Raw genomic sequence first — 22,424 nt, forward strand, 5'->3', positions numbered from 1 at the left:
TCTGGACAATGTCCTGTTCGCTCTTGATGATTCTCATCAAGCATACCTCCTAAAAAAGAACATGAAGCCCCCGTGGAAAAGGGGGCTTCACTCTAGGTCACGAATATGATATATGACCAAAATTGCTTGAACCGGTTTTAAACTAACGAACAGTTTAATGACAACGCTTTTAGGATGCAACTTTTCCCTGTATGTCACGTTTGATCTAGTAGAGAATGTAAAAGGGGGGACATTGTGAGAACAAAGGCGAAGCTGCGCAGCCTCCTGATCACAGCAACCTGTTTGGTTGTAGGGTTGTTGTTTACCGCGTGCGGAAGTGACAAACAAGCTACATCGTCTTCCTTGAAGGAGTTTGTCGTTCCCATGGCGGGCGAGGAGAACGAATCCGGTATCGTTGAGGAAGATGAGAAGGCCGGTTCCGAGCAAGAGACTGATCATGTGATGGCAGATCGAACTGTAGGATACGCATTTCCCGAGTCTATCGAACTCCAGTTCAAGCCAGTAGAATTGACCGCACTTGTCAATTCGAAGATTGGGGAAGGATGGGTAAAGACCCGAACCGTTCCGTTCGGTTCGATCAATGGGGATCCCGTCGTGCTGGACGTGTATAAAGTGCCGGAAGATGATTTATGCGGATTCGATTACGAAAGAGTCGTGCTTCTAACCCACAAGAACGAGAATTACAGGTATCCAGACTGTTTTTCGTCCAGTATTGAACACGAAACTGCTGAACAACAGCAGGCGTTGTTTAGGCTGGATTATAAGCAGAAAGAGCAAGGGGTACAGTCTATTGTGCATGGAGCCGTTGAATTGGCTGCCAATGGACCAGGTCGAATGGCTTATTATTATTACGATGGCATGCAAGGAGAATGGTTCGGATTCGAAGATTGGGGTTACCCAAGGGTCTCTGATTTGGATGGCGATGGAGTCGAAGAGCTCATAAATCAATTCCCTGGGTTGCACATGAGCTGGCCGGATGTAACCATTTACCGATGGAGTGACCAAGGTCTTTCGTATAGTGATTCTATTAAGAGTACGCTCAGGATGCCGAATGTTTCCTTCAGCAGTGCCACGCTAGACGAGCAGACCAATCACATCAAGGTCACGGCCGTTATGAGCCTCGAACAAGAAGCGTATGAAGCGGCAAACTATTTTTATGAAAGAGGGAAGCTCCAGCGTCAACCAAAGTGAACCTGGACATTTATGGGTTTGTACTATACTGAGAACTGAGAGGCCATCCTTTGCAGGATGGCCTAAAACTTGCCGTTACAGACAACGAGGTGAGCCGTATCATAAGTGACGGCAAGGTTGATCCATCCTAATGCAAACTAGAAATACTTATGCCAAAATAAGATAAAAGGTTGGGATGTGAGAAGGTAATGAAAACAATTGGACTTATAGGTGGGATGAGTTGGGAATCATCTTTACTCTATTACCAAATCATTAATGAAAGGGTAAAAGAAAGGAAAGGTGGACACCACTCTGCAAAAAGTTTGATGTATTCCGTAGATTTTCAAGAAGTCAAGGATCTCCAGCATCAAGCAAATTGGACAGCGGCAACGAAGATCATGATTGAATCGGCACAAAAACTTGAAGCAGGTGGAGCAGATGTCATCGTCATATGCACGAATACGATGCACAAGATGGCGTTGGAAGTGATGAACTCGGTATCGATTCCTTTACTTCATATTGCAGATGCAACAGCAAATAAAATTATTAGCGATAAAATAAAAAAGGTGGCTTTGTTAGGGACCGCCTTTACTATGGAGGAAGAATTTTATAAGGGTAGGCTTATCAACCGGTTTGGACTTGAAGTTATGGTTCCGGATGAAGCAGATAGAGTGGTCATTCACGATATCATTTATCATGAACTTTGTCTTGGCATTATAAATGAACATTCAAAGAATAAATATTTAGAGATAATTGACAGTCTTATCCGTAAGGGAGCGGAAGCGGTTATTCTCGGATGTACGGAAATCACAATGCTCATTTCGCAAGAAGACTGCAATATCCCGATTTATGATACAACAAGACTTCATGCCGAGGCTGCCGTTGATTTTGCGTTAGGGGACGAGGCGTAAAATGAAGGCGATCCGTATGGACAGAATAGTAGAGCTGTATCATAAGTAAGCACAAACTCATCGCTAAAAGAAGCGTCAAAGAACAGTTCAATGTCCTTGACGCTTCATTTGGTTGGATGGCGCCAGCATACATAGTTATAATCTTTATCAGAACAGAGAGGGACACAATTATTTGATCAATTCTTCTAGCGAAACGGGGAATAACGGTTTTACCAACTCATAAACTGCCGCAGCATATTGTTGAATTTCATATTGTGAGTCATGGGCAAGCCTTTGATTGAGGAAGTGACAAACAGATTGAAGTGAGGCTGTCCAATAATACGCTGTGTACATTCCATACGCCGAAGGGATAAGCAGACGTGCTTGTTCAGGAGCGATATTGTTTTCTAGAGCCCATTCATAATCCTTTAGCCCTTGTTCAATCTGCCGAAGTAATCTTTGTGTGGCTTCAAGACCGATTGTATTAGTTACAGGCTCTCCGCTTCCTTGCTTGGAGTTCTCAGGCTTACTTCGCCAATCAGTTGGGTTAGGAACATAATTCTCTACATCAATCGTTATGTATCTTCTAGAAGCTTCATTCCAAGCATCCATTGTGTGGTCACTTCCCACTACGTACTTCCAATGTTGCCGAGCTACCATAAGGGGGGCGTAAACTTCAAATTGAATAGTAGCATGACGGAATGGGGACATGTGATCTTCCCTTGCTAAAAACTTGATAAGCTTAACATCGTTAGGTGTAAGTTCCTTTGATTCTTTTGCGTAGGAAACCCTTGCACTATTTACAACGGACAGATCCCCACCCATATGGTCTACGAGTCTGACATATCCTTTATCAAGCACATTGATTTTCATGATAAGGCATCCCTCCATCATATGTTTTCAAAGAAATATCATAACAAATAATGGGGAGGTGGACCAGACTCTTTAAGTGAAGATGGAACATGGTATGGTTATACTCACCCTAAATATTAATTTAAACTTTGTGGTCAAACCGTAGGACGAAGATAGCAAAAATATATTGCATCGTATCATAGCAGAGTTCAATTGACCGTAGGGGCAAGATACTCAGAATAGTGAAAGCCATTCCATTAGAGGAGTGGCTTCTTCTTTATCTACTGATGTAGATTTAGCGGTCAAGCTTTGTACTTAGATATATTGCAGAGAACCGTACAATTGTAGGAAAAAATTATTATATTGGAAAATATTGAGAAGGAGAAGCGGTATATCTTAACGAATACTATAAATTAATTTATAGATGGGGGAGGGACTCATTATGAATAGATGAATGGAAAGTCGCGGTCATACGAACGCCTACGATCAAACGTAATAATAAACTGATTAGCTACTAGGATAAGTCAGTGATTATATACTTCCTGAAGAATACCCGGATTTTGTTTAGAAGGTTTATATGTATACCGGCTTAACGAAAGCTGGTATAGCACAACTATAATCTATGGAGGTTTTAAAATGACTAATAAAAAGTTTTCTTTTAAAGCCCTCTCACTTATGCTGGTCTTTGCATTCATCGTATCCGCATTTTACCCGGCCTTGCCGGCAGATGCAGCCGCTAGAGGAGCATGGGCTCCTAATACTGCCTATGCAGTAAATGATACGGTAACGTATAACGGAAGCACGTATACCTGTCTTCAGGCACATACTTCCCTTGTAGGTTGGGAACCGTCCAATGTTCCTGCTTTATGGCAGAGAGGCGGTGGTGGAACTACACCTCCAACCACGCCACCAGCAACAAACGGCGTGACATTCTATGCAGATATAAACTATGGTGGAACAGCAGTAACCCTTGGAGTAGGTAATTATACATTGTCCCAGTTGAACGCACATGGAATTCCGAATGACTGGATGTCCTCTCTTAGGGTTCCTAGCGGTTGGACGGTTGAAGTATATGAGAATGATCATTTTGGAGGAACAAAGTGGACCTTTACCTCGGATACCTCCTGGGTCGGCAATGCGGCTAATGATAAAATGTCATCGGTTAAGATTTATACGGGCTCACCATCTCCTGGAGTAACAAAGCCTGCCGAGGTGCCGAGTCATATATGGACCTATGTCATGAATGCGGATAATGCTTACGGTAAAGGCGGGGATTTTGCTTTATTGCTAAGTGCGGTTATCAAAAAGGAAAGCAGTTTTGGAGCAGGTTTACCAGGTAGTCCATCGGCCGGCGACGGATTGATGCAGGTAGAGCCAAACACACGCAGTGCTTATTCATCTCAGTTCGTCTCAAAATTTGGCCGTGCCTATAATCACAGCAGTGAACAAGATCAGGTATACTTGGGTGCATTGATTTTAAATGATAAAATTGTTAGATTCGGCAACATATACAATGGCTTACTACACTATAACGGAGGAGATAACTGGTATCCGGGCGCAACGGACTCTTATGGCCGTCCTATTCTGGCAGATCAATATGCAAATTCAGTGTATGCCACATATAAGGGCTATGGAGGCAGGAATTAAGTCGAATAGGGAAATGCCCTGGGAAGACGCTGAGCGGATCAGCGTCTTTCTTGTGCTTGCGGGCATGGCTCATATGAGTGTTACAGCTTCCATCGGCATTTCATCTTAGTGACCGCCATGAATCAAGTCTACAACTTTACTGACAGCAGCTGTCAGTGTAGTTGTTCTATGATAATGACAACCACTCATTACAGGTGAAGGGTTGCTGTTATCTAATATGAACTTGATGAGGAGTGATTAGAAATGAATAATACCGTATATCTGTATGTTTTTGACACCATGTCCGATTGGGAAATCGGTTATTTAGCCGCTGAACTGAACTCTGGAAGATACTTCAGACGGGGTGTGGCTCCGGCCAAAATAGTCACGGTTGGGATAGATAAGATCCCGGTAACTACAATGGGCGGATTGAGAATAATGCCTGACGTTAGAGTGGATGAGTGCAGCATTAAAAGCGCAGATGCTCTGATTTTACCGGGCGGAAATACATGGACAGAAGCGGTTCATGCGCCCATATTAACAATGGCCGGGATGTGTTTAAGGGAAGGAATCATAGTTGGAGCAATTTGCGGCGCTACCTTAGGACTTGCTCAAGCAGGGTTGTTAGATTCACGTTGGCACACAAGCAATGACCTGGCCTACCTTAAAATGGTGTGCAATTGTTACACGGGCGAAGCCTATTACAAAATGGAATCTGCTGTCACCGACGGGAATTTGATCACTGCATCCGGAGTAGCTCCATTAGAATTTTCTGTTCATGTTTTAAAAGCGCTCGACGTTCTTCTTCCAAAAACATTAGACGCTTGGTATCGTCTTAACAAAACTCATGAACCTGAATATTTTTACGAGTTAATGAACTCAGTCCAATGACAGTATAGGAACTGTTGAACAGCCACATTTTCCTATAAGGCACAGCTCAGTGCTGTTCCCAAAAGCCAAAGAAGGAGCGGAGACATGCGCTCTTTCTTTCTTTACAAGTCAATGAATCGCATTCAGTTTGGTTTCGCTTTCCGTGCAGCACCGATCAGCATCGGAATAGCAATCACAAGTCCTAGGATCACCGTGACAATAGAGCCCTCCAGGCCAAAATCTCCCCCTGTGAGCCATGCTGCTCCGTGTGCCTGCACAGTAAACAACCCGTCCGCAGGGAGTCCGGATACAGGAATGCCAAGCAAACTTTCGAGTGCATTCCAGGCAAAATGCAGCCCCATGACAAACCACAAATTGCGCCGCCACAAAAATGCAGCTCCGAGCAGAACCCCTGCTTCCAGGGTGATGGCAACAGCGCTCCATAGCGTTGCTCCTGGATTTCCAAGATGGAAGGCCCCAAAGGTAAGTGAGGTTACCGCAAGTGCAATCCAGCTGCCCCCTAATTTCTGTATAGCTTGAAGCATTAATCCACGAAACACCAGTTCCTCGAGTATCGCTGCGCCCAGCGCGATTTCAATGGACGCCATGACAATAGAACCCGGATCTGCCGCCGCCGCCCATTGAAAGGAGTAGCCGCCGAGCATAACAATAATAAGCGTGGACGCTGCGATAAACATCGCCCCCGTGATGACGCCTCGGACAGCTTCCACCCCAGCATGCTGCCGGGATAGCTCTGGAATGGGCCGCCGAGCCACGTATTTCATAGTAAGCTTATATACCAGGATGGCTACTAAGCCCAACAGGAGGGTTAAGAGTAGGGAGCCAGCCCCTTCTATTCGCTGGGTAAGCACAAAGAGTAATCCTTGTATAAGAATAATGACGACTGCACCCACAAGCATCCAGATTATTGGGAAGCGAAGCAGCCTCTCTATGCTGCTGGACCTTATCTTCTTCATGTCTTTCATCAACTCCTATCACATTTGGTTAGTTATGAGTTTAGGCTGAAAAAGTCATAAAGCACAGTGCGCTTTGGTCATGACATGGTTACTTGTGATCCAATATGCCCGAATCTCGGGCTAAGCGGGCAGCTTCTCGCCTTCCCTTGACATGCAGCTTCGAATAAATCGTTGAGATGTAATTCTTAACGGTCCCTTCACTGAGAAAAAGCGCCTCGGCAATCTCCTGATTGCGCAGGCCGCAAGCACATACTCCACTTCTCTATAAGAGGTCAGCATAATAATCTTGATATCAGGTAATCGCTTCTTGATCAGGGCCGTTGCCGCCACGCCGTCCATGACAGGCATGTTGATATCCATCAGCACAATGTCGGGCTGAAACTGCTCGCATCCGTGTTAGGCCCCATTCCATGAACGGTAATATTTTTTTCATAACATCATCATACAGGAAATCCATAAACTTGGAACCATTGTAAACATATAGATAGGCTTATGTGAAGAAATCCAACAACATGCATTTATTGACTTTATATTATAAGGTTAGTACAATTTTGTTGGTCAACCAACCAAGAAAGGGCGGTATTATATGAGCACACAGGATAAAAGGAAAGCATTAATCGAGGCGGCTTACAAAGTATTTGTGAAAAAAGGATATGTTAACTCTACGATAAAAGATATCGCAAACGAAGCCAATATGACATCGGGACTTGTTCATTATTATTTTAAAAATAAAGAAGAGCTGCTGCTTTCCGTACAACATGAAGTCCAAAAGCATTACCACAGGCAATATGACAGACGGACAGAAGATGCTGTAAGCCACGAGGGACTTTTGCTTGAAATCAAATCCAGAGCGGAGGACAATCCTGACTGGTATCGTTGGAGATATGAAATTTATTCTTTGGGGATCAAAGACGAAGGTGGGCATCTTGAACAGCAAGTAGCGTCTATTCTCAAGAATGGGAGAGAAAGTCTTTCCACACCACTTCAGCACATATTAGGCGATTCCCATAATGCTTCTGCGCTTGCCAGTATACTGTTGGCTTGCTTCGATGGGTTAGCGCTTCAGAAAATTGTCGACGATGACTTTGATATTGACCACGCGTATCAATTTTTGGACGAACTCCTTGAGCTTTATTTAAGCCAGTCCCATTCTGTATAAATTCTCATGTGTTCACTTGTATATACAACTAAACTAACCCGAAAGGTGATCATATGAAAAAAATAGTAATCGGTTTATTCATCTTCCTACTCGTCGCTCCCTCCCTTTCTGTTGCCGCTCAAGATCGAGATACGGCTCAGCAAATCGAAACATTTATGAAAGAAGCGCTGGAGGAATATCGAATTCCCGGGGCTTCGTTAGCAATCGTACATAATGGCCAGACCATTTTTCAAGATAGCTGGGGAACAATGAGTGACGGGTCAACAGTAACGGAAGACACGACTTTTCTTATAGGTTCAGTAAGTAAGCCTTTGACATCTCTTGCAATCATGATGTTAGTGGAAGAGGGAAGAGTAAAGCTAGATGAACCGATAGAAGCTTACATCCCGTGGTTTAAGTATCGAACAGATGGAATGAAATCGATAACGGTGCGTCATCTATTAGAACAAACAAGCGGGATAAGCGCTTATGATGGATTGAAAGTGACAGATCAGCGAGGTCGTGATAAGGAGAAAGGTATAACTCAAGCCGTTACAGAGTTGAGTGGGGTAGAGTTAAGCCGTGTTCCGGGTGAGGCATATGAATATAATTCAGCCAATTATTTGCTCTTAGGAGCTATTATTGAAGCGGTGTCCAATCAGTCCTTCGCAGCATATATGGATACGCATATTTTCTCTCCTCTTGGCATGAACAACACGACTGCCAATTACGAAAGTGCGATAGACAAAGGATTTGTGCCCGGCTTTCATTCATGGGTCGGCAGACCCGTTAAAGGCGATGGCTTGTATGATCAATCGGGAGCGCCTTATGGTTATATGACTTCAACCGCCAGTGACCTTACCCAATTCATAAACTTCATGCTAAACGGCGGAGAATTATTAACAGAACAAAGTCTAGAACAATTACAAACCGCACCTGAACATGGCAAACGATATGGTTTGGGATGGCACTTCCCAAGAACGGGCAATACATATCCTTATCATACAGGTGCAACGCCTGAATATCGATCGGAGGTATTCTTTATACCCGAACAAAATTTGGGCGCCGTTCTTTTGACGAATAAATACCATGAATTAGAAGCTGTTTCGTATTTAAGTATCATGGAGGGAATTCGGGCCATTATGAACGGAGAGAATCCGGATTTGGCACAATTAGACGGTAGCACGCAATGGATTACACTTGGTGTTGTATTATTGTTGGCGATTGTATCTTTTCTTAGTTTATTCCGACTAAAACGTAGAACCACGATAAATAAAAAGTTATGGGTTACTATGGGTGTCTTCTCCATCACACTCGCTGTCGGACTGATTCCATTATTCACATATAGTATGGGTGTTTCGTGGAGGACGGTTGGTCTTTTCCTTCCAGACATCGAATTTCTCATTCAATGTCTGATTACGATACTGGCAATTCACGGTCTCTTAACCTTCGTTTTTATTGCAGTGAAACGAAAAAAACAACATCTGAATATCAGTCGATGAACTGGATAGCAATGAGGCTATAGTGTGTAGATCATTACCGAAACGGGTGTCATAAATACAAGTCTCTAAAAGCTATAGTATAATTGTTTATATGAATAACTGAAGAAGGAGGAATGATGGCAAGAGCGAAGCCATCGATACGAACGGAATTATGCATAAAGCTACGAATGTCTCCAGGCTCGATGAATAGAAATATTGACCAGGAGCAGAAGTAAAATAGGAACACGGACCTTGCGAGCTACTGTATTATGTTGAGGAAGGAATGATTACCATACAACTGGTGCTGGACAAGATTACGAAGCAGTTCAACGAGAAGCAGGTGCTTCAAGGTGTGGAGCATCGATTCGAGAAGGGGAAGATCTACGGACTGCTGGGACGGAATGGGGCAGGCAAAACGACACTGTTCAATTGCCTTAGCGGCGAACTGAAGATGGATAGCGGCCAATCCTTGTTAGTGACGGACGGCGAGACGCGCGAACTGCGTGAGCAGGATGTGGGGTACGTCTATTCGCTGCCGATCCTGCCGGAATTCCTGACAGGCTATGAATTCGTGAAGTTCTTCATCGAGGTGACCCGCCGTCAGCAGGTGACGATCGACCATTCGATTGATCAATATTTCGACATGATGAGCATGGCGGAGGAAGAGCGGCATCGCCTCATTAAAGGGTATTCCCACGGCATGAAGAACAAGCTGCAGATGCTGCTGTTCTTGATCACGAAGCCGCCGGTCATTCTATTGGATGAACCGCTCACATCCTTTGACGTTATCGTCGCGCTGGAGATGAAGAAGCTGCTCCGCGAGATGAAGCATAACCATATCCTTATTTTCTCTACTCATATTTTGCAGCTGGCATCCGACCTTTGCGATGAACTCGTGATTCTGAATCACGGTCGGCTGTCGTCTGTATCGCCCGAACTGTTGCGCAGTCCGGAGTTCGAGCAGAGCATCATCGAGCTGCTGAAGGACGAGAGCCATGTTGAAGGTTCTTAGTACGTTGCTCGCGATCCGGACGTCGTCAGCGATCAATTTATTCTTCTACTATTTCCAGAGGCTGCCCTTGATTGGCAAGGTGGTCAAGAGTTCCATCTATGCAAGAACAGACTTGAAGCGCTCGGCCGGTGTTCTGGTGTTCGTGGTGTTGTTCTTGTGGAGCTTTGTGTCCAAGCTGCTGTACCTATACTTTTTTGTCTATTGGCCGGTGACGGCGTTCAGCGAATGGACGCGCACTCACGATCCGCTCACGCTGTTCGTTCACGTCTTTGTACTGATTAGCTTACTGGTTGCTGGAGTCAGCAGTGCCAATGTGCTGGAACCGAAGCGGGAGAAGTATGTGGCGGTAAAGCTGATGCGAATGTCGCCCAAGCATTATATGCACGCGGCTTTGTCCTACCGTTATGTCGTGTTCTTCATCAGTTACCTGCCGGCGCTGCTGGTATTCGTGCTGCTGCTGCAGGGCACGGTGATGCTGGCGGTGATGCTTGCGGTTGCCGTCACAGGGTGGAGGGTGCTGTGCGAGTACTTCCATCTGAAGCTATTCGAGAGGACGGGGATGGTGCTGGTCAAGCAAATGGCCATTGTATGGACCGTCATTATCGTAGGCTATGCCGCTGCGTATTTGCCGTTGTTCCTCGAGAAGCTGCCGGTAGTCCAGCCACTCCCGATGCATGGGTTAACGGTGCTGGTGATAGCAGGGGTAGGAACATGGGCAGCCGTTCAGCTGATGCGGTATCGTCATTACCGGGAGGCAGTGGATGCCACCACGAAGCGGGATGACCCGTACTTGAACGTCAGTGCCATGATTGCGGATGCCAATAAAACGAGCGTTCAAGCCCAAGAGAGCGACTATGCAGAGGAAACCTTGCGGCGTGAGCCAGTGGAGGGCAAGGAGGGCTATGGTTATCTCAACGCGATTTTCTTCGCTAGACATCGCAGCCTGGTCCGCCGACCGGTCCGCAAGCGTCTTGCAATAGTGGCCGGTGTCGGTATCATCGGCTCGATCGTGATGGTGGCCATGAGCCGGATTCTGCCGGAGTCCCCGCAGTTGGAGCTGAACATGGTGTTCTCTATTTTGCCGATTGCGATGAGCTTCTTGGCGGTTGGGGAAGCAACGTGCAGAGCAATGTTCTATCATTGTGACATCAGCTTAACCCGTTACAGCTTCTACCGAGACGCCGCTTATGAGCATTTCATGATCCGGCTTCGCAAAATGCTTGGGCAGAATCTGCAAATTGCTGCTGTGGTGGGGGGCGCGCTGACGTTGTTAAGCTTCACGTCGGGCGGGGACCTGCTGCAATGGGATACCGTACTGCTATGGCTCAGCATTATTGGGCTGGCGGTCTTCTTCACCAACCATCATTTGTTTCTATACTATATCTTTCAGCCGTATTCCACGGATCTGAACGTGAAAAATCCGCTATACTTCGTCGTGACGATGGTTGTGTCGGGGATCTGTGGAGCCGCGGTCTTTATTCCGCTGCCGCCCGTTATTTTCACGAGCTTTGTTCTCGTGGTTACACTTGCTTATTTGGCGGTTTCGGCTGTATCCGTCCGCAAGTATGCACATCGAACGTTTAGAGTGAAGTAACCGGAGAGGTGATGGAATCGCGGCTATAATTCTAATGATTGTAGAGCGAATCCACGGGGGTCTGATCTCTTGACAATCGGATCTATATTCCATTAAGAAGGCACCCTCATTCGAGGGTGCTTTCTGATTTCAGTATGTTTCCTAAAGGCATTTTACATGGGGTAATAAATGGTCATACTTAAACGAGCTAATGTTACTCCGGAATTATAATAGGTGTGGGGCCGATCCGCTTTAAATCGAATAGAATCGCCATTGTTCAGCTTGTATTGGCAATCATTCACCGTAATAGTAACCTCCCCCTCGAAAACCGTAATAAATTCTTCGGTACCCTTTCTATGGGGATCTGAACTTAACTTCGCCGCTTTATCCATTTCGATAGAGTAAACTTCAAAACGTCTCTCCTCCTCAAAGGGAAAGGAGGGAAATACCCTATACCTTCCATTGTCTTCAGATAAGACCTGCATCTCATTTCTTAAAATCACTTTGGCATCAGGCTGTGGGTTATGAATTAAAGAAGTAAAGGAGACCTTTAATCCATTAGCAATTTTCCAAATCGTTGAAAGTGTCGGACTGGATTCTCCTCGTTCAATTTGTCCGATCATAGCTTTACTGACACCGCTTAATTCTGAGACCTTTTCTAAGCTTAGTTTTTCCTTCTCCCTAATCGCCTTTAAATTTCTTGCCAATATCATGTTGATTTCTTCCATAAAAATCACCCCTATGTAATTTACATTATAACGTCCGTTATGTACAATATATTGCAATAAGTTATATTGTACGTTTCATACATTATAACATACGAAAGAAGGGGGGGAGATCAACATGCCTATGTTATCATTCTTGTTGTTTGTTTTTGTGAATAGCTTTACCCCAGGCCCCAATAACTTTATGGCGATGTCGTTTGGGAACAAATATGGATTAAAGAAAACAATGACGTTTTGTTTAGGAGTAGGAGCAGGATTTTTTGCTCTTGCCTTATTGTGTAGTTTTTTTAACCTTGTGCTTATAAACCTGCTGCCAGTTATAAAGCTTCCACTGACCATTTTAGGTGTAGGATATATGCTTTATCTGGCTTTCAAAACACTTACCAGTAATAATGACAATCATCATGGTAGGGAGAGGAATGAAGGCAGGGATCGAAATCTTTTTGTAATGGGGGTATTACTCCAATTTATAAATCCAAAGGGCGTGCTTTATGGCATAACCGTGGTAGCAACCTTCCTTCTTCCTTATTATAATTCCTACTTTAGTTACTTTATTTTCTCACTCTTTTTGGGGGCGGTTGGAATAATGAGTTCTTGCAGTTGGGGCTTATTCGGCGTTATATTTCAAAAGGTTTTAGTACAGTATAGAAGACCGTTTAATGTAATTATGGCGTTGTTATTGGTATATAGTGCTATTTCAATAGTTTTGCATTAATGGGCAATGGCGGCTGCATAGCCGCCATTTTGTTTACGCCGATAGATCCGATACATGAAGAAACCGAACCCAGGCTTACAGCTCGATTTTCCAGTTGCCCATCATCTTGGCGACCTCCGGATCGCGGTACGATAAGAATAGACTCTCCCGTGTATCGAGAGCCGAAATGCGTTCCATATCGTCCGCGCTTAATGCAAAATCAAAAATGTTGAAATTCTCAATGATTCGTTCTTTGCGAACCGACTTTGGAATGACAACAATTTCTCGTTGAACAAGCCAGCGCAATACAATCTGTGCGACGGACTTGTTGTGTTGTTCAGCAATCGAAGTCAATACTTCGTTGCCGAACAGGTTGCCCCGTCCTTCCGCGAACGGCGCCCATGACTGGTGCTGCACGCCCTGCCCTTTCAAGAAGGCAGCGCTCTCTGTCTGCTGATAGAACGGATGCGTTTCAATCTGGTTGACGGCGGGGACGATTTCGTTATGCACAATCAGGTCCATCAGACGATCCGGCATGAAATTGCTGACCCCGATGGCCTTGATGATGCCTTCCCGGTACAGCTCTTCCATCGCCCGCCAAGTGCCGTAGTAATCGCCGAACGGCTGGTGAATCAGGTATAGATCGAGATAGTCCAGCTGCAGCTTCTTCAGGGATTTGGCAAACGCAAGCTTGGTACTCTCGTAGCCAGCATCCTGAACCCAGATCTTGGTCGTAATGAACAGCTCTTCACGCGGCACACCGCTGCGTTTGATCGCGCGTCCGACCGCTTCCTCGTTAAGGTAACCGGCGGCGGTGTCGATCAAGCGGTAACCGGCCGACAGTGCTTCGTACACGGCGTTCTCGCACTCTTCTGCATCGGGAATTTGGTAGACCCCGAAGCCTAGGACGGGCATTTTCACACCATTATTCAAAGTTACAGTTTGCATTGCGATTCCTCCTATGGTTCAAATGTATAACAGCAACTGGTGCGTATCCCCGAGCATCGGGGACTGGAGCGGGATTTCCGATTACGGCTCAGCTGCTTTACAATAAGCTTAGTGCCTTCGTGTAACACGAAGGCAAGAGGCTTTTATTTTTTTTAAGGGGGAATCCACATGTATACGGTCAAAGAAGCCGCTCAGATTACGGGACTCACGGAGCACGCCGTTCGCTTTTACACGGATAAAGGTTTGGTGCCAAGCATACAGCGCAATGCGCATAATATTCGATTATTCGACGAAGAATCGATCAACTGGCTGCATGGCATCAAATGCCTCAAGCAATCCGGGATGCCGATCGATGTCATTAAGAAGTACATCGATTTATGTCTCGAGGGGGATTCGACCATTCCGCAACGCTACGCACTCATGATGGAGCATAAAGAAGCAGCGCTCGCTAAGCTCGAAGAAGCCAAACGGCACGTTGCCCATTTGGTAGAGAAGACAGCGCTGTACCAGGGCATTCTGGAGAATCGCTCTCCAGATACAATGAACCCCGCGCACTGGGACAGAATTCAGCATATGCATGGGGATGTGTTTTACTCCAGCGCTGCGCGTAGAGCGTGAGATCGTTATAAGCCTCTCGATAAAAACTTTTTGGCAGGCATTGACAAGATCACCTCGCAAGAGATATATTGTGAATACACGATATGCACAATTTGGTGAGGAGGGATGGATGAGGTGCTTGCATTAGACATTCGAAATGTAAATAAGACATACCCCAATTTTCAACTTAGGAATGTATCGTTTCAGCTGGAGAAGGGCTATATTATGGGTTTTATCGGTGCGAACGGCGCAGGGAAGACCACAACGATCAAATCCATTCTGAATATGACCCGCATGGATAGCGGAGAAATTCATGTATTGGGGAGAAATATGGCCGAGTACGAACTTGAACTGAAGCAGGAGATTGGGTACGCCATGGGCGGTGTAGATTTCTACACCCGAAGCAAATTGAAGACATTGACCAATGTGATCAAGAAGTTCTATGCCAAATGGGACGAGGGAACCTACCGCAATTACCTTCGGAGATTCAAGCTGGATGAGAACAAAAGGATTGCCGAGCTATCGACGGGAATGAAGGTGAAATACAGCATTGCCATCGCCTTGTCCCACGGGGCAAAGCTTCTCATTCTCGATGAGCCGACAAGCGGGCTTGACCCGGTGGCAAGGAACGAGCTGTTGGATATTTTTCAAGGACTTGTCGCCGACGGGGAAATCAGCATTTTGTTCTCGACGCATATTACTTCAGATTTGGAGAAGTGTGCGGATTATATAACCTTCATTGTAGATGGGCAAATCGTCCACAGCGGGGAGAAGGAAGAGTTCAAAGAGTCCTATCTTCTTCTCAATGGTTCTGCAGCGCAGCTGAACCAGGTGAAGGACAGATTGATTTCCTATAGGATGAATTCTTTTGGATTTACAGGGTTGATTCCCGCGAGTGACTTCGATAACTCCTGGAACATAAAGGCGGCAACGCCGAGCCTGGAGGAGATCATGGTCTATTATGCGAAGAAGGAGGATGAGTATGTATAACCTGGTGATGAAGGATGTACGGCTGGCCGTGCCCCCCTTTTTCTTTCTGTTTCCTCTCTTGTTTGGTGCCTTAATGCTCATTCCCGGTTGGATTTACTTTGTGGTTCCGCTGTATTTCTGCTGGATCACGATTCCGAATGTGTTCAACCAATTTAAAGCGCAGAACGATTTGATGTTTACGTCGGTGATGCCTGTCGCCAAACGAGATATGGTAAAAGCAAGGGTAACCCTTGTCGTCGGCTTTGAACTGCTGCATATTGTGATTGCCGCGATCTTCGGTTCCATTTCGATGAGCTTATATCCGAATGTAACCTATTATTTTTTCCCGCCGAATATGGGTTTCTGGGGGTTAAACTTTGTCATGTTTGCGATCTTTAACCTCATCTTTATCCCGATGTTCTATAAGACGGCTTACAAATTCGGCTGGGCGCTGCTCGCCGCCGTTACGGCCGCCATGCTGTTCGCCGGAATCACCCAATGGATCGGCATTCAAAGCCCGGTTGTGAATGAGATTTTCTACGGAACCGGCGCGCAGCAAGTGAGGCTCCAGGCCTTCATCCTGATCTCTGGAATCGTGATCTTCGCGGCGCTTTCCGTCATCGCTAATCGGCTTGCGGTGAAACGATTCCTCCAAGTGGAAGTCTAATGAACATTGCAATCTCGAACGCATCGGACAAACCGATATACCAGCAGCTTTTTGAGCAAATCAGCGCCCAGATTCTGAAGGGAGAATTGGAAAACGGCTATTGTCTTCCACCGATCCGACAAGCGGCTCAGGAGCTTAGCATCAGTGTCATTACGGTCAAAAAGGCTTGGGAGGCACTGGAGCGATACGGGTTGATTCATACCGTAACAGGGAAGGGCTGTTTTGTCGCCGAACTATCTGCTGATCGAAAATTGGAGATTCGCAATGAAATGATCCTGAAGCAAATGCTTCTTGACACCCCGTATTACAAATCCTTCGGGCTTACCCTGGATGAAGCGATTGAGATGTTGAAGAAGGTATATTAGACAAGGAGGGAGCTGGTTGAGCAGCTCCTTTTTTTGCGATATGTATGAGCGAAAGAACCCCATCATATGGAAGGGTAAGGTTTTCACCTCTAAGATTTGTTCGTGAAAAGCAAAAAGCACAAGGATCTCCTTACGTGTCGGCATATACCAGATTGTTTTGTGCGATACTAACCGAAACATGAAGGATAGGGGTCGATGAAGAGATGAATGAATATCAACCGGGACAGATTGTGTATGTCATCATTCGTAACCCGCATGTCCAGGGTGTCGCGAATGTTCAGGAAGCTGCGGTAGTGAATGATCCTGACTCGCCAGGAAATTATGCGCTATTTATATATGAGACGTATTATCCATTGAACGATGAGGTCGCGGTATACTCAACAGCAAGTGAAGCTGAAGACGCTTATAGGGAGGCATTCGGTTTATCGGACATGGGGGCGTACTATGGTTAAGCCATTTGTGCCTCAACTCGTATATGTAGAGCCAAGGGCATTGGAATATCCGTTGGGACAAGAATTAATATCCAAGTTTGAAACAATGGGTATCGAAATTCGCGAGACAACCTCACATAACCAAATCCGAAACCTGCCGGGAGACAACGACTTTCAAAAATATAGAATAGCGAAGTCCACTTTAGTCGTCGGAGTTCGAAAAACCTTAAAGTTCGATACTTCAAAGCCCTCGGCTGAGTTTGCTATTCCGTTTGCAACAGGGTGCATGGGCCATTGTCATTATTGCTATTTACAAACGACGATGGGAAGTAAGCCGTACATTCGGACGTATGTCAATATTGACGATATCTTTGAAGCTGCGGATCAATATATGAAGGAAAGAGCCCCTGAGATTACAAGGTTTGAAGCATCATGTACCTCGGATATCGCGGGTATTGACCACTTAACCCATACACTTAAGAAGGCTATTGAGTATTTTGGCCAGTCTGAATTGGGGAAATTACGCTTCGTAACGAAGTTTGCCCATATTGATCATTTGCTTGATGCCAAGCATAATGGGCGGACTCGCTTTCGATTCAGTATGAACGACGAATATATTATTAAAAATTTTGAACCCGGTACATCCAGGCAGGCAGAGAGGATCGAAGCCGCCAGGAAGGTCGGGGAGGCAGGATATCCATTAGGTTTCATTATTGCCCCTATCTATTTGCATGACGGATGGAAAGAGGGTTACAAGGATATGTTCGAGAAATTAGAATCCGCACTCCCCCCTTCTTCCACTAAAGATTTGACCTTTGAGCTGATTCAGCATCGCTTTACTAAACCAGCGAAGAATGTCATTGAGAAGAACTATCCGATGACGAAGCTGGAGCTTGATGAATCCAAGAGGAAGTGGAAGTGGGGACGGTATGGAATTGGAAAATATGTGTACACCGATCAAGAGCAGGAGGATATTAAAGATACGCTAGGCAGGTATATCCAAACGTATTTTCCTAATGCAAGAATTGAATATTTTACGTAAACCCGATTCCTTCATGGATGATGCGGTTTCTCTCATTATCTGCACCGGCAAGTTATTTTTGGGCATCCAGAATAAACATAGAGGCGTCTTGTCCCATAAATAGCTTACTTCCAGAATAAAAAGTCTTGGATTGAATATGCTTATACCCTATTTTCGTCATGATGTGGGATAGCTCACCTTGATGGAATCCATTAGCGCCTAACGAAAGAGCTGGCGGAGAAATGCTACAAGTGGAGCTTGCTGGATTAAGGAGAATGCCACCCGGAATAAAATAGGAGCCGATCAGATACCCATTCCCAGGTGCATGTTCTATCCCGCTTGCGATATTATGGATGAAGGAAGTTATTGTTGGGGAGGGCATGTGATGAGCCAGGGAGTAACCGAATGTAACGTATCTTCGAAAAGGGCTTTGGCAGGCTGGACGGAGCACCGCTGTGTGCGCGTGGTTCACGAACCCATCGCAGACGTACCGTCCGATGAATGAGAAAATTCTAGTGGTGGAGGATGAACGGCAGATATCGGATGCTATCGCTTATGCGCTCAGAAGAGAGGGATATCGCGTCGAAGTGGTCGATCATGGCGCAGCGGCCATTCCGAAGATGCTTGAGTTTCGGCCGGATGCCGTTATTCTGGATGTGATGCTGCCGGGAATGGATGGCTACGATATTCTGAAGAAATTTCCTGACCGGGGCAGTACGGGCGTCATTATGCTTACGGCCAAGGAGGATATTGTCCACAAGGTGCTGGGACTGGAGCTCGGAGCGGATGATTATATGACCAAGCCGTTTGATATGCGAGAGCTGCTGGCTCGCTTGAAGTCACTGCTGCGGAGAATGCAGGCTGCAGCGGAGAAGCCGGAGCCGGAAGAGATCGACCTGGGCGGCGTGAGGCTGCATGTGGGCAGGCGAAGTGTGGTGGCAGGCGATATTCCTCTGGAGCTAACACCGAAGGAGTATGACCTATTGGCCCTATTGGCGGTAAACCCCGGCCGAGTGTATACGCGGGAGCAGCTGCTGGATTCGGTATGGGGAATGGACTACATCGGGGGCACACGCACCGTGGATATTCATGTCCAGCGAGTGAGAAAGAAACTCGGGGCGGAGTTCAGCGACCTGATCCAGACGGTTCATGGCGTCGGGTATAAAGCAGCAGGAGGGCGCAGTGACCAACAGCATAAGAATAAAATTTAGTGTTTTTCTGGCCGTCTTATTGCTGCTTACCGTATTTGTGTTGAGCCTGCTCGTATTGGAGGGAATCAAACGAAATCAGCAGAGCTCGTATGAGCAATATTTAGCCCAGCAGGCGGTCACGGCGAACATATTCTTTATCCAGACCATCCTGGCTGAACCGAGCAAGGTTCCTGAAGCGTTCCTTGCGTCCGAAGGAGAACAGTTTGCAGAGCGGCTGGCATTGATCAGCGGGCAGTCGGTTGTTCTATACGACCGGGAAGGGGCCGTCGTCAGCTCCAGGAGCCCCGCTCGTTTATCCGACGGCTTGAAGGAGACACTGACATTTGCACTTGACAATAAAACCGCTTATTGGGCTGAGCATGATTCCCTGTATTATATGACCCCGCTAAGGGTCGGTAACGATCAGGTGGGTGTCGTCCAGTTCTATTACTCCTTATCGGAGAACCTGGCGTTCTATAATCAAATCAGGCAGCTTTTTATTTGGATCGGCGGCGGCGTATTTATGCTTAGCTTTGTGCTGGCTTATGTCTATTTTAATTCATTCGCGAATACGATCATCCGGTTGAACCGCATGGTGAACAGTGTCCGGGAAGGTCGATATGAAACGACGGTCCTTAAACGCAAGGATGAGATGGGAACGCTCAGTGAAGGCATTCATGCCATGAGCGAGCAGATCAAGGGACATATCGAGCAGCAGAAGCAATTTATCGGCAACGTCACGCATGAGTTTAAAACGCCGCTCACCTCCGTGAAGGCCTATCTCGACTTGCTGGATATGTATCCGGACGATCCGAAGCTGTTGGAAACGGCAAAGGCGACTATAAGGAGCGAAACCGAGAGGCTGTACGAGATGGTCGATAAAGTGCTGCAGCTGTCTGCATTAGAGAAGTACGATTTCGAATTCAGCAAAGAGCGGCTGGATATACGGCAAGTGGTTGTACCGGTTCTGGACGGGTTGAAGGGGAAGATGGACAAGTTTGGCATTCAATTGGAACAACGTCTGACGGAAGTTTACGCCGAGGCGGATAAAGACATCCTGACCATTATCCTTGCTAACCTGTTGGACAATGCCATTAAGTACAATAAGCCTAGAGGGCGTATTGTGGTAAAGAATTACTTGAAGGACGGCCGGGCGGTCATTGAAGTTGCCGACACTGGCATCGGCATCCCGGATGAGGTGGCGCGGCAAATCTTCGAACCGTTCTATACCGTGGACAAGAACAGATCCCGGCAGAGCGGCGGGGTCGGCTTAGGGCTGGCACTTGCCAAGAAGTACGCCGAATCGCAGGAAGGCTCCGTCGAGCTGGTGCAGACCGGAACGGAAGGAACAACGTTCCGCGTCTCGTTGCCAGCCTGTGATTTCTCGGGTACGGGTGGACGGTAATATTTTCGAAACAATTGTTTACATCTTCGAAATAGGTGGCGGCGAATTCGGAAACAATCTCCTGATAGCATAAGGAGCAAGGAGGAGATGAACTTATGAAATATACAACGCTGCTAAAAGCTGTGTCGATATTGGCATTGCTGTTCACCATAACAGCCTGTGAAGAGGAGAAGGAGGGGAATACAACCGTCATTGAAAAGCCGGGCGGCACGATTACCGTCATTGAAGATGCCGGTGAACCCGCAGGCAGGCCGAGCATCAAGGTAGAGCGGATCGACCCGTATGAGAATATGCAAATTTCCGACTGGCTGGATGAAGATACGGTGATCGTTGCCAAGGACAACGAAGCTTTGGAGAAGATGAGCCTGGCAGAGCTGTCGGATGCTTACCCGAGAAGCCTGTATGTATACCATCTTGATACTAAGGAATATGAGCTGCTGAAGGAACGGGAGAACGCCTTTCTGGGGGAAGCTGCCTTATCCGCAGACAAAGGCTATCTGCTCTATAGCGAAGTTTCTTTAGGCGACCCGGTGTACTATATGATGAACCTTGATACGGGGGAGGAAGTCGGTCTTTACGGCGAATCGATTGGTGGAGCTATGAGCGCCAGATGGGCCGATAATGATACGATCATCGGTGCGGCATACAGCGGCGGTGCTTATATGGCGACTAAAGCAGGGGAGATCACAACGATTGATGAATTACAGGAGGAAGCGTTATTCATCGTTCACAAGATGAAGGATAAATGGTATTACAACACCAGTGCCGATGAAACCTTGCAGGTGCTGGACCTTGCAACCAAGGAGAAGGCAAGCCTCGGCTTGGAGCATGTGTACGATGTCGTACCATCGCCGAGCGGAGATCAGCTGCTTGTGCTGCAGCAGGTTGGGGATAGAAGCACACTGGTGTGGTGTGATGAGACCGGGGGCAATCGTAAGACGATTGCGGAAGGAGCCGAGCTTGGAGGCGTATCCTGGTCGCAGGATCAGCGGATGATTGCGTACAGCCTCAAAGCGGATGTCAGCGGGACGACTCACGGTCTTTATGTGTACGATATGCTAAGCGACGAGTCGACCCAGATTGCGGTGGGTATCGGAAATACCGTGACGCGATGGAGCCCGTCAGGCGAATCGCTGGCGTATACAGAATGGAGCGGGACGCAGTTTAATAGCCACATCGTTCATATAGATTCTTCATTGTAACTATAGTGAGTAAGAGGGGGGCTAGCCCCTCAGTACTGGCCTTGAGCGGATGTATTATAACCCGCCGCAGATGAATTCCCCGGTTGGCACGGATGAATTAGAAGTAGGGAAAGAACAGGTTGTTATGGGCCTTCGCCCGGGCATCCTTTCCGCGAATGCATATGATGATTATGCCTATTCGTTGGAAAGGAGCGATTATATATGGGGTTTTTTCCATCGCCTGGGGCCGGGGGAGGATTTCCGGGACCTCCAAGCGGGCCCGGTGTGCCGGGGGGACCGGGGATTCCAGGAGGATTTCCGGGGGCACCAGGACTTCCGGGGGGGACACCGGGAGGAGCTCAAATGCCGACAGCTCCCCCGCCGCCATTTGTACCGCAAATGCAGGCTACCCCTTTTGCCGTTGACCCTGGAGCGATCAGAGGTTGCCTGTTCCGCTACACATACGTATGGCTGAACAATGGTGAGCAATTCTGGTTCTTCCCGGTATTCGTCGGGCGCACTTCGGTTGCAGGGTTCAGATGGTTCGGTTTCTTCTGGGCGTACTTCGGCATCGATTTGAATCGGATTCGCTCGTTTACTTGCTTTTAACGCAGATGGCAGAAGGGAACAGCTTACGGGCTG

The 22,424-nt window shown here is 46.7% G+C and carries 24 protein-coding genes and 1 pseudogene; 19 read left to right on the forward strand and 6 right to left on the reverse strand.

Going from position 1 to position 22,424, the window contains the following annotated elements:
* Positions 1–234: 234 nt before the first annotated feature.
* Both MKX64_RS10545 and MKX64_RS10550 read left to right on the forward strand, forming a co-directional pair.
* Complete coding sequence (locus MKX64_RS10545) at positions 235–1,191, forward strand: hypothetical protein (RefSeq protein ID WP_341035745.1); 957 nt, start codon at positions 235–237, stop codon at positions 1,189–1,191.
* Positions 1,192–1,379: 188 nt separating this feature from the next.
* Positions 1,380–2,081: an aspartate/glutamate racemase family protein gene (locus MKX64_RS10550; protein WP_341035746.1), complete on the forward strand. Its 702-nt coding sequence runs from the start codon at positions 1,380–1,382 to the stop codon at positions 2,079–2,081.
* Positions 2,082–2,249: 168 nt separating this feature from the next.
* On the opposite strand, the gene thyX is transcribed toward MKX64_RS10550, so the two are convergent.
* Positions 2,250–2,933 carry an FAD-dependent thymidylate synthase gene (thyX, locus tag MKX64_RS10555; RefSeq protein WP_095266701.1) on the reverse strand — a complete coding sequence of 228 codons (684 nt, stop codon included), beginning with the start codon at positions 2,931–2,933 and terminating at the stop codon, positions 2,250–2,252.
* A 615-nt stretch (positions 2,934–3,548) separates the two neighbouring features.
* Between thyX and MKX64_RS10560 the strand changes: the two genes are divergently transcribed.
* Complete coding sequence (locus MKX64_RS10560) at positions 3,549–4,559, forward strand: carbohydrate-binding protein (RefSeq protein WP_155618903.1); 1,011 nt, start codon at positions 3,549–3,551, stop codon at positions 4,557–4,559.
* Between the two features lie 243 nt (positions 4,560–4,802).
* The gene (locus tag MKX64_RS10565; RefSeq protein WP_341035747.1) at positions 4,803–5,429 is read left to right on the forward strand and encodes a type 1 glutamine amidotransferase family protein; all 627 of its coding nucleotides are present in this window, start codon (positions 4,803–4,805) and stop codon (positions 5,427–5,429) included.
* Between the two features lie 122 nt (positions 5,430–5,551).
* Here the strand turns inward: MKX64_RS10565 and MKX64_RS10570 are convergent, their stop codons facing one another.
* From MKX64_RS10570 to MKX64_RS10580, 3 genes and pseudogenes are all read right to left on the reverse strand, one after another.
* Positions 5,552–6,139 (reverse strand): CPBP family intramembrane glutamic endopeptidase, encoded by a 588-nt coding sequence (locus MKX64_RS10570; protein WP_255223055.1) that lies wholly within the window; start codon positions 6,137–6,139, stop codon positions 5,552–5,554.
* A gap of 334 nt (positions 6,140–6,473) precedes the next feature.
* A complete protein-coding gene (locus MKX64_RS10575; RefSeq protein WP_341036287.1) occupies positions 6,474–6,623 on the reverse strand; it encodes a response regulator transcription factor in 150 nt (49 codons plus the stop codon).
* Positions 6,624–6,679: 56 nt separating this feature from the next.
* Positions 6,680–6,745 (reverse strand): annotated as a pseudogene (locus tag MKX64_RS10580) (DNA-binding response regulator); the annotation flags it as partial.
* 226 nt (positions 6,746–6,971) lie between these two features.
* Between MKX64_RS10580 and MKX64_RS10585 the strand changes: the two are divergent.
* The 4 genes from MKX64_RS10585 to MKX64_RS10600 all read left to right on the forward strand — a co-directional run bounded on the left by MKX64_RS10585 (position 6,972) and on the right by MKX64_RS10600 (position 11,610).
* Entirely contained in the window at positions 6,972–7,544 is a 573-nt protein-coding gene (locus tag MKX64_RS10585; protein WP_341035748.1) for a TetR/AcrR family transcriptional regulator, read from the forward strand.
* A 53-nt stretch (positions 7,545–7,597) separates the two neighbouring features.
* Positions 7,598–9,025 (forward strand): serine hydrolase domain-containing protein, encoded by a 1,428-nt coding sequence (locus MKX64_RS10590; RefSeq protein WP_341035749.1) that lies wholly within the window; start codon positions 7,598–7,600, stop codon positions 9,023–9,025.
* A 262-nt stretch (positions 9,026–9,287) separates the two neighbouring features.
* Entirely contained in the window at positions 9,288–10,016 is a 729-nt protein-coding gene (locus MKX64_RS10595; protein ID WP_155618909.1) for an ABC transporter ATP-binding protein, read from the forward strand.
* Positions 10,000–11,610, forward strand: a complete 1,611-nt coding sequence (locus MKX64_RS10600; RefSeq protein ID WP_341035750.1) for a hypothetical protein — start codon at positions 10,000–10,002, stop codon at positions 11,608–11,610. The genes MKX64_RS10595 and MKX64_RS10600 overlap by 17 nt, the downstream gene beginning before the upstream one ends.
* A 152-nt stretch (positions 11,611–11,762) precedes the next feature.
* Here MKX64_RS10600 and MKX64_RS10605 read toward each other — a convergent pair whose 3' ends face one another.
* Entirely contained in the window at positions 11,763–12,374 is a 612-nt protein-coding gene (locus MKX64_RS10605; protein WP_095398757.1) for a helix-turn-helix domain-containing protein, read from the reverse strand.
* 58 nt (positions 12,375–12,432) lie between these two features.
* On the opposite strand from MKX64_RS10605, the gene MKX64_RS10610 reads away from it, so the two are divergent.
* On the forward strand, positions 12,433–13,029 hold the full coding sequence (locus MKX64_RS10610) for a LysE family translocator (protein WP_095398758.1): 597 nt from the start codon (positions 12,433–12,435) through the stop codon (positions 13,027–13,029).
* A 75-nt stretch (positions 13,030–13,104) separates the two neighbouring features.
* On the opposite strand, the gene MKX64_RS10615 is transcribed toward MKX64_RS10610, so the two are convergent.
* Positions 13,105–13,956 (reverse strand): aldo/keto reductase, encoded by an 852-nt coding sequence (locus MKX64_RS10615; RefSeq protein ID WP_095398759.1) that lies wholly within the window; start codon positions 13,954–13,956, stop codon positions 13,105–13,107.
* 168 nt (positions 13,957–14,124) lie between these two features.
* Between MKX64_RS10615 and MKX64_RS10620 the strand changes: the two genes are divergently transcribed.
* The 10 genes from MKX64_RS10620 to MKX64_RS10665 all read left to right on the forward strand — a co-directional run bounded on the left by MKX64_RS10620 (position 14,125) and on the right by MKX64_RS10665 (position 22,391).
* A complete protein-coding gene (locus MKX64_RS10620; protein WP_095266731.1) occupies positions 14,125–14,574 on the forward strand; it encodes a MerR family transcriptional regulator in 450 nt (149 codons plus the stop codon).
* Between the two features lie 114 nt (positions 14,575–14,688).
* A complete protein-coding gene (locus MKX64_RS10625; protein WP_095266750.1) occupies positions 14,689–15,543 on the forward strand; it encodes an ABC transporter ATP-binding protein in 855 nt (284 codons plus the stop codon).
* The gene (locus tag MKX64_RS10630; RefSeq protein ID WP_341036288.1) at positions 15,536–16,189 is read left to right on the forward strand and encodes an ABC-2 transporter permease; all 654 of its coding nucleotides are present in this window, start codon (positions 15,536–15,538) and stop codon (positions 16,187–16,189) included. Before MKX64_RS10625 ends, MKX64_RS10630 begins: the two co-directional genes overlap by 8 nt.
* A complete protein-coding gene (locus tag MKX64_RS10635) occupies positions 16,189–16,554 on the forward strand; it encodes a GntR family transcriptional regulator (protein ID WP_155619055.1) in 366 nt (121 codons plus the stop codon). The genes MKX64_RS10630 and MKX64_RS10635 overlap by 1 nt, the downstream gene beginning before the upstream one ends.
* Positions 16,555–16,757: 203 nt before the next feature.
* The gene (locus MKX64_RS10640; RefSeq protein WP_095398762.1) at positions 16,758–17,006 is read left to right on the forward strand and encodes a transcriptional regulator SplA domain-containing protein; all 249 of its coding nucleotides are present in this window, start codon (positions 16,758–16,760) and stop codon (positions 17,004–17,006) included.
* Positions 16,999–18,027, forward strand: coding sequence for a spore photoproduct lyase (gene splB, locus MKX64_RS10645; RefSeq protein ID WP_095398763.1), 1,029 nt, complete (start codon positions 16,999–17,001; stop codon positions 18,025–18,027). Before MKX64_RS10640 ends, splB begins: the two co-directional genes overlap by 8 nt.
* 476 nt (positions 18,028–18,503) lie before the next feature.
* Positions 18,504–19,217, forward strand: a complete 714-nt coding sequence (locus MKX64_RS10650) for a response regulator transcription factor (RefSeq protein ID WP_095398781.1) — start codon at positions 18,504–18,506, stop codon at positions 19,215–19,217.
* Positions 19,189–20,601, forward strand: coding sequence for a sensor histidine kinase (locus MKX64_RS10655; protein ID WP_176475606.1), 1,413 nt, complete (start codon positions 19,189–19,191; stop codon positions 20,599–20,601). The genes MKX64_RS10650 and MKX64_RS10655 overlap by 29 nt, the downstream gene beginning before the upstream one ends.
* Before the next feature lie 95 nt (positions 20,602–20,696).
* Positions 20,697–21,803 carry a hypothetical protein gene (locus MKX64_RS10660; protein ID WP_095266737.1) on the forward strand — a complete coding sequence of 369 codons (1,107 nt, stop codon included), beginning with the start codon at positions 20,697–20,699 and terminating at the stop codon, positions 21,801–21,803.
* A 201-nt stretch (positions 21,804–22,004) separates the two neighbouring features.
* Positions 22,005–22,391, forward strand: coding sequence for a collagen-like protein (locus MKX64_RS10665; RefSeq protein ID WP_341035751.1), 387 nt, complete (start codon positions 22,005–22,007; stop codon positions 22,389–22,391).
* Positions 22,392–22,424 lie beyond the last annotated feature (33 nt).

The sequence above is a fragment of the Paenibacillus sp. FSL M8-0334 genome, assembly GCF_038000405.1.
In the GTDB taxonomy this organism is placed as follows: domain Bacteria; phylum Bacillota; class Bacilli; order Paenibacillales; family Paenibacillaceae; genus Paenibacillus_AQ; species Paenibacillus_AQ campinasensis.

Bases quoted from the DNA above. Each gene is read 5' to 3' on its own strand.
- MKX64_RS10550 (WP_341035746.1), top strand. From the start codon at position 1,380: ATGAAAACAATTGGACTTATAGGTGGGATGAGTTGGGAATCATCTTTA.
- thyX (WP_095266701.1), bottom strand. From the start codon at position 2,933: ATGAAAATCAATGTGCTTGATAAAGGATATGTCAGACTCGTAGACCAT.
- MKX64_RS10560 (WP_155618903.1), top strand. From the start codon at position 3,549: ATGACTAATAAAAAGTTTTCTTTTAAAGCCCTCTCACTTATGCTGGTC.
- MKX64_RS10565 (WP_341035747.1), top strand. From the start codon at position 4,803: ATGAATAATACCGTATATCTGTATGTTTTTGACACCATGTCCGATTGG.
- MKX64_RS10585 (WP_341035748.1), top strand. From the start codon at position 6,972: ATGAGCACACAGGATAAAAGGAAAGCATTAATCGAGGCGGCTTACAAA.
- MKX64_RS10590 (WP_341035749.1), top strand. From the start codon at position 7,598: ATGAAAAAAATAGTAATCGGTTTATTCATCTTCCTACTCGTCGCTCCC.
- MKX64_RS10595 (WP_155618909.1), top strand. From the start codon at position 9,288: ATGATTACCATACAACTGGTGCTGGACAAGATTACGAAGCAGTTCAAC.
- MKX64_RS10600 (WP_341035750.1), top strand. From the start codon at position 10,000: ATGTTGAAGGTTCTTAGTACGTTGCTCGCGATCCGGACGTCGTCAGCG.
- MKX64_RS10610 (WP_095398758.1), top strand. From the start codon at position 12,433: ATGCCTATGTTATCATTCTTGTTGTTTGTTTTTGTGAATAGCTTTACC.
- MKX64_RS10615 (WP_095398759.1), bottom strand. From the start codon at position 13,956: ATGCAAACTGTAACTTTGAATAATGGTGTGAAAATGCCCGTCCTAGGC.
- MKX64_RS10620 (WP_095266731.1), top strand. From the start codon at position 14,125: ATGTATACGGTCAAAGAAGCCGCTCAGATTACGGGACTCACGGAGCAC.
- MKX64_RS10630 (WP_341036288.1), top strand. From the start codon at position 15,536: ATGTATAACCTGGTGATGAAGGATGTACGGCTGGCCGTGCCCCCCTTT.
- MKX64_RS10635 (WP_155619055.1), top strand. From the start codon at position 16,189: ATGAACATTGCAATCTCGAACGCATCGGACAAACCGATATACCAGCAG.
- MKX64_RS10640 (WP_095398762.1), top strand. From the start codon at position 16,758: ATGAATGAATATCAACCGGGACAGATTGTGTATGTCATCATTCGTAAC.
- splB (WP_095398763.1), top strand. From the start codon at position 16,999: ATGGTTAAGCCATTTGTGCCTCAACTCGTATATGTAGAGCCAAGGGCA.
- MKX64_RS10650 (WP_095398781.1), top strand. From the start codon at position 18,504: ATGAATGAGAAAATTCTAGTGGTGGAGGATGAACGGCAGATATCGGAT.
- MKX64_RS10660 (WP_095266737.1), top strand. From the start codon at position 20,697: ATGAAATATACAACGCTGCTAAAAGCTGTGTCGATATTGGCATTGCTG.
- MKX64_RS10665 (WP_341035751.1), top strand. From the start codon at position 22,005: ATGGGGTTTTTTCCATCGCCTGGGGCCGGGGGAGGATTTCCGGGACCT.